General features: G+C 44.0%; 3 protein-coding genes. 2 read left to right on the forward strand and 1 reads right to left on the reverse strand.

Annotated features, from left to right (window positions below; genetic code table 11):
* Nucleotides 1–111 precede the first annotated feature (111 nt).
* On the reverse strand, nt 112–972 hold the full coding sequence (locus CWI73_RS04815; protein ID WP_100691672.1) for an HDOD domain-containing protein: 861 nt from the start codon (nt 970–972) through the stop codon (nt 112–114).
* 86 nt (nt 973–1,058) lie between these two features.
* Between CWI73_RS04815 and CWI73_RS04820 the strand changes: the two genes are divergently transcribed.
* Together CWI73_RS04820 and CWI73_RS04825 are read left to right on the forward strand one after the other, a co-directional pair.
* Nucleotides 1,059–2,786: an autotransporter assembly complex protein TamA gene (locus CWI73_RS04820; RefSeq protein ID WP_126751797.1), complete on the forward strand. Its 1,728-nt coding sequence runs from the start codon at nt 1,059–1,061 to the stop codon at nt 2,784–2,786.
* Between the two features lie 416 nt (nt 2,787–3,202).
* A complete protein-coding gene (locus CWI73_RS04825; RefSeq protein WP_241968832.1) occupies nt 3,203–6,157 on the forward strand; it encodes a translocation/assembly module TamB domain-containing protein in 2,955 nt (984 codons plus the stop codon).
* Nucleotides 6,158–6,341 lie beyond the last annotated feature (184 nt).

Below are 6,341 nucleotides of genomic sequence, written 5' to 3' on the forward strand. Positions count from 1 at the left end.
GTTGGAACTACGCCCCTAACTCTTGAGGCATGGATTATACCGACAACAAACCGCGGCACAAGTACTTATTGGCTCTAACTCTGTCGTTTGCAGATAATTTAACCAGCAAAACTAATGATCGGTATCGAATAGTTCTTCATGAACTAGCTCAATAATTTCTTCCACTTTAAACTCATCGATTTGAAAGTGTTCCAGTACGCCGTCCTGCACTGACTGCCATTCATCTTGTCCTGCCAAGCTACGCGTTCTTAGGTCTATCGCATAACGGGATATTTTTAATATGCCTAACAAATCCAACGCAAGCCCCGACAGCTCACTCGATGTTAAAAAAACAGAGCTGTCATCGAACAAATAATAAATAACTTCGACAACAATTTTGGGGAGCTTCCACTGCTGAGCGAGTAACGCACCCATTGTGGTGTGGGTTGTATTAAACTTGCGCTGCTCTTGTTCGATAATTTCAGGCCATGGTTGGCTACTTGAAGCATCCAATAGTTCTGAATATTCTTCATCAAACTCTGACAACATGACGGGAATACCAGAACTCTGAAACAGACCAAGCATGTAAGCATGATCTCGCAGCTCCGGCTTACCGACAGCTTCGGAAACCATCACACAAGCACTCGCAACCCATTCGTTATAACGCCAAAACTCATTGAGATCATAGTCCGACTTCAGCGCTGACTTTAATGCAACCGCTTTTACAATCGGAAAGACGCGTCGAAAACCCAGCGTCATGACCGCTTGCTGAATTGAATCAATTTCTTTTGCACGCCGATAAGCAGCTGAGTTTACAACTTGCAAAACCGCAGCAGCAATACCCATATCCGATGCGATAGCATCAGCAATAACAGATACATCGGGTTCCTCTTTTTTGGCTTCACTACTAACAGTTAACAGAGTCTGTGGTCGTGGCGGTATACTAACCTTTTGTAATAGCCGTTTCTCTGCTGTTGTAATTTCTATCGCCATAATTTCTCCAAGTTGAACCCGATGGGTGACACAGAGTCTCAAACAATGAGATTATGTTGTCATCTTTTTTATGGTAAAACACGTCAATGCTTTACATTCGCTGTATTCTAATTGCTGGTAGCTTATTTTTCAGTTGTCTGACTTTTGCTTCTGTCGAAGTAAGAGTGTCGGGTGTCGAAGGTAAAGCGTATGACAATGTCATGACGCTACTACAGATAGCCCGATTGAATGGCAGCAACACTTACGCTGATTATCGAATCCGGTATCTACATCGACAAGCGCCCAACGACATTCAAAAAGCATTGCGCCCTTATGGATATTATCAGGTTGAAGTGAATGCTCAACTAGAAAGTGTTGAAGATGGGTGGATAGCGTCTTACGACGTTGTCTTAAATGAACCAGTGCGCATTGCCACAAATAATTGGGCGATAAAAGGAGATGCTAAAGACGATGCTCGCTTTCAGTCTTTGTTAGATGGAAGCAAACTAAAGCCTGAACATCGCTTTATTCATCAAGAATATGAGGAATTAAAGTCTCGCTTATTGTCACTGGCAAGCCGGCGCGGTTACCACGATGCCCGATTTGAAAAACACGATGTCATTATTGATGTCGACCAAAATACAGCTAATATCGATGTTGTTTTTGAGTCTGGGCAGCGATATCAGTTTGGTGCTGTTAACTTTGAGCAAGACATTCTCAATGACGAACTCCTGCAACGATATGTTCCATTTAAGCAGGGGGAAGGCTACACCAGTCAGGAACTCAGCAATTTGCAGGTCGGGTTACTCGACAGTGGCTACTTTTCTCAAGTGCAAGTCAGTCCGCAGTGGGATGAATCGGAAAATCTGCAGGTGCCTATAGAAGTAAAATCTAGCGCAAATTACAGAAACCAGTATCAATATGGTATCGGTTATGGAACCGACACGGGAGCCCGAGTTAGTGCCAGTTTAAATCGGCGCTGGGTCAACGAAGATGGCCACCAATTTCGGGGGGTGACTCAAGTATCTCAAATTGAAAGCCGTGTTAGTGCTAACTACATCGTCCCCGGGAAAAAGCCGCAGTCTGACTACTATCGATTTAACGCAGAAGTATCGGATAAAAACAATGAAGGTCAGGAAAACCGTTTATACCGTATAGGCGCGTCCAGTACCGTTACCATGAACCAGTGGCAACATGAGTTTGGCTTAAGCTGGCAAAGAGATGACTTTCAGATTGGTGAAACAGAGGGTACTAGTCAATTTCTTATCCCACGATCTAGCTGGACCTACATGACAGCCGACGGACGCTTGAATATTGATAAAGGATTTCGCTTTGATGCTACGCTTAAAGCGGCAAATGATACGCTTTTATCAGACGCGAACATGGCCAGTTTAAAGCTGGGGTTCAAAGCCGTCGTACCGCTAACTGCGCGCGTCAGAATACTCACTCGTGCTGATATAGGCGCCACTTATATTGATAACTTCAATACCCTGCCTCCATCATTACGCTTTTTTGCGGGTGGCGACCACAGTGTTCGTGGTTATGCCTATGAACAACTCGGTCCTGAGGACGAAACCGGAACGGTTATTGGGGGGCGTTACCTAGCAACAGCCAGCGCAGAAATCGACTATCGGTTTAAGGAACACTGGCGGGTTGCATTGTTTACGGACATCGGGAATGCGATGATCGAACCTAATGAGCCATTAAAGCAAAGTATTGGCTTTGGTGTGCGCTGGATATCGCCTATCGGCTCAATTCGGCTTGACTTAGCTCAAGCAATTGATGAACCCGATAAGCCTTGGCGACTACACTTAACCCTGGGGCCTGATCTATGACGATTTATCGCTGGTTGGCAAGCATCATATTGGGCATCTTTCTTGTAATACCATCGGTTGCGATCTCATTGTTCGGTACCGAAACAGGCAGCCGCTGGGTAGTCGATAAAGCCATTCATTACTCCCCAATAGATATTCGCTACGACAAGTTTCGAGGCAAGCTACTAACCGAGTTTAGCTTTAATAACTTACGTGTCGAGTCCGAGTCATTTGCTTACCAAACCGAAGCATTAGAAATTCATTGGCAGCCGTTAGCGTTATTATCAGGCTCTATTACGGTAGAGCGTATTAAGAGTGATCACGGCGAAGTCCGATTACGCTCTACAGAGGCTAAACCCAACAACGATAACCAAGCAAACGCTCTCAATGAGATAAAAATAGAACTTCCCTTATCCATTTATATTCAGAAGCTAACAGTGTCTGACACGTTATTCTTTTTCTTTGAGGCTCCGGCTCAAAAGCTTGATGTAAACCTTTCCGCTAAAGCAAACACGCGTGGCCGTGTTACTCTGAGAAACTTAGATATTTCGCACCAGTATGTAACAGCATCCGTTCGCGGGCAGTCGTTACTGTCATATCCTTTTAAAAGCTCACTGAATACTAAAATTGAGCTGCATTCGCCGGATTATCCCGCTCTCACTATCAACAGCCTATTAAAAGGGGATATAAGAAAGCTCGTCACTGAGACGAAACTTAGTGACAGTCTGAATGCTTCCCTTGAAGCTACTCTGCATCAACCAGCCAAAGCGCTGAGCTGGTCTGTTACCAGTCAATGGAATGAAAGCAACCTTACTCCTTGGTTAAAAGCTTTTAATTTAGGCGACCTGAGTCTTGTGCTTAACGGAACCATCGCAGGGGAAGGGAGTTTGGACAGCGCCACTCTTAGTCCTGACCTAACGGTTACCGTAAACCAAAGGAATGCAGCAATATCTGGACGCTTAACATACGAGTCTAATGCATTAACAATTAACTCGCTTAACGTGAGTTCAGATAATGATATTCGTGGCGAATTACTCATTGACGGACGTATTGTTCATCTTGATTCCGTCCCTGTTATTGATGTCACGTCGCAATGGGATACTGTTTTATACAAACCCAGCGAGATTATTAGTGAAGACGGCAAATTAACGGTTAGTGGAGCTATCGATAATTTATCAGCTCATTTATCGAGCGATATTAATGGTTTGTTACCAAAACCATTTAAGCTAACCAGTGAGGCTAAGCTTGCTTCCAGGTCGCTCAATCTAACCACATTAAAGCTCAGTCAGAATAACAACATTATAGCTGCAGAGGCGACTATTGACTGGAGCCGTGATATTTCTTTAAATGCCAAAGTCACTGGTGCCTACGAAGGTCATGACGTCAATAGCAAAGTTTCAATGAGCTACGCCGCCCCCTATCTATTTGTCGAAAGTATGGAAGGAAATTGGGGAGCTCAATCGTTTAACATTAACGGAGCATTGAGCCCAGGCCGAACATTGAACTGGGAGCTTCAATCTGACCAATTAAGCCAGGTATCAGAATTACAAGGAACTGCTTTAGCGCGCGGAACCATTAATGGTGTGTTAAACCAACCCGAGTTTACGATAGGGCTCGATACCGCCAAGTTAAAGCAAACAGGCTATAAGGAAGTTTATTTAACTCAGCCTACCGATTTAACACTCAGTTCTAAAAATGCTAATTTTAGAATACAAGATCTATGCATTGGTTATGCGGAGATTAACTCCCCTTTATGCATTCAGTTAGACAAAGATAAAAGCAGGCTGTCTTTTAAAGCTAACGCTCAATCTGTTCCTATAAATGCATTGCAAGCTTTAGTCATACCATCGGCATTGTACAAACTGCAAGGCGATCTGGATCTCGACGTCGAAGGTTCAGTAGATATTGAAACAACGACATTCCGCCAGTTAAATGCATCAATAAATGCCGACAACACAAAAGTTTCGACTGCAGAAGAAACCGTAACCTTAGAGAAATTGCAGTTCGTTGCGAAAACTAAAGAGCAAGGATTACAAGCCAATGTAATCGCTCAAGCTAATGAGCTTGGACTAAACCTAAATGGTTACGTTGAGACAGGCAGCTTGGAAGCAAGTAGTAAGCTATCCGGCACTTTAGACTTTGACTCAGACAGCCTGGAGTTGGCTAACCTATTGCTTCCACAAGTCAGTATTGGTAACGGAAAGGCTTCTGCTCGCATAGCAATAGATGGAACAGTGGATACCCCTCTAGCATCGGGAAAAGTTCAACTCAATGCGAATCAGATAGTGGTGCTGCAATCTGGCACCATGCTAAACGACGTTACTGGGACTCTGCAAGCAGATGCAAACTCAGGTCAGTTTAAGGTGGAGGCTGACGGAAAAGTGGGTTCCGGAAAATTGCAAATTACTGGCCACTTGGATGCATTTAAGCAGTTCGGCAAGTTAGACATTAATGGAAACGACCTGCTTATTATCGATACGCCGGATTTGCTCATAGAAGCCTCACCGGAACTAACCGTAAGCCTAGATAAAAAGCTGATAAGCTTAAATGGAAAATTAAATATCCCTAAAGCCCGCATAACTCCCATAGAACTTAACCAAGCCACAACAGAATCTGCTGATGTTCGGTTGAAAAATGAAGAGAAAAAAACGTCTGTATTCAAAACCCAAACTGACTTAACCGTCTCTTTGGGAGAAAACGTAAGAGTTAAGGCGCTTGGCTTTGCTGGTCAGATTCAAGGAAGCCTTAACATTACTCAACAACCTAACTCTCCGGCAAGAGGGAACGGAACTATAGGTGTCACGTCCGGGCAATATGAAATTTATGGACAAAAACTAACGATAGAGCGCGGTGACTTGCTATTTAACGACGTTCCTTTAAGCAGCCCTTCATTAAACCTCAGAGTTACTAGAAATATCAGCTCCTCGACAAGTAATCAAAAACCACCTGAGGAAATAGGAGCACGCGTTACTGGCAGTATTGAGCAGCCCGAGCTTAGCCTGTTTTCTACACCACCAATGAGTGATAGCACAATACTGTCCTACCTTCTTTTCGGAAAACCGCCTGGCAGCCAAGGCGACGTGAACAATCTGGAACTCCAAGCCGCTTTGTTGGTAGGCGGCCGTAGTACCGAGTTTTTAACCGATGGATTGAAAGAAACTTTTGACTTAGACGAAGTTTCCCTCGATTCACGAACCAGTGATGTTAACGACACATCTTTGTATATCGGCAAACATTTATCCCCAGACTTATATATTAAGTACGGAATCGGTTTAATAGAACCAACCTCAACTTTCATCCTACGTTATAGCCTTACCGACAAATTGATTTTCGAGTCTGTTTCTAATGCGGAAGGTCAGGGTGGAGATCTCATCTACACCATCGAGAAGTAGTTATGGTTTGATGCCATTGCATTAGTTGAGGTCGTTAAGGTTTTCAGCATGAGCAAGCCATTGGGCGACTGCACCCAGCCATTGCTCCTGACGTAATAACGTCAGGCTACCGAAGAAACAGAGGCTCAGGAGCAGGCATAAAAAAACCCCAGCCGGTTTGGCTGGGGTTATTTATTTGAAGTCT

This window comes from Idiomarina piscisalsi (genome assembly GCF_003987095.1).
GTDB classification, from domain to species: domain Bacteria; phylum Pseudomonadota; class Gammaproteobacteria; order Enterobacterales; family Alteromonadaceae; genus Idiomarina; species Idiomarina piscisalsi.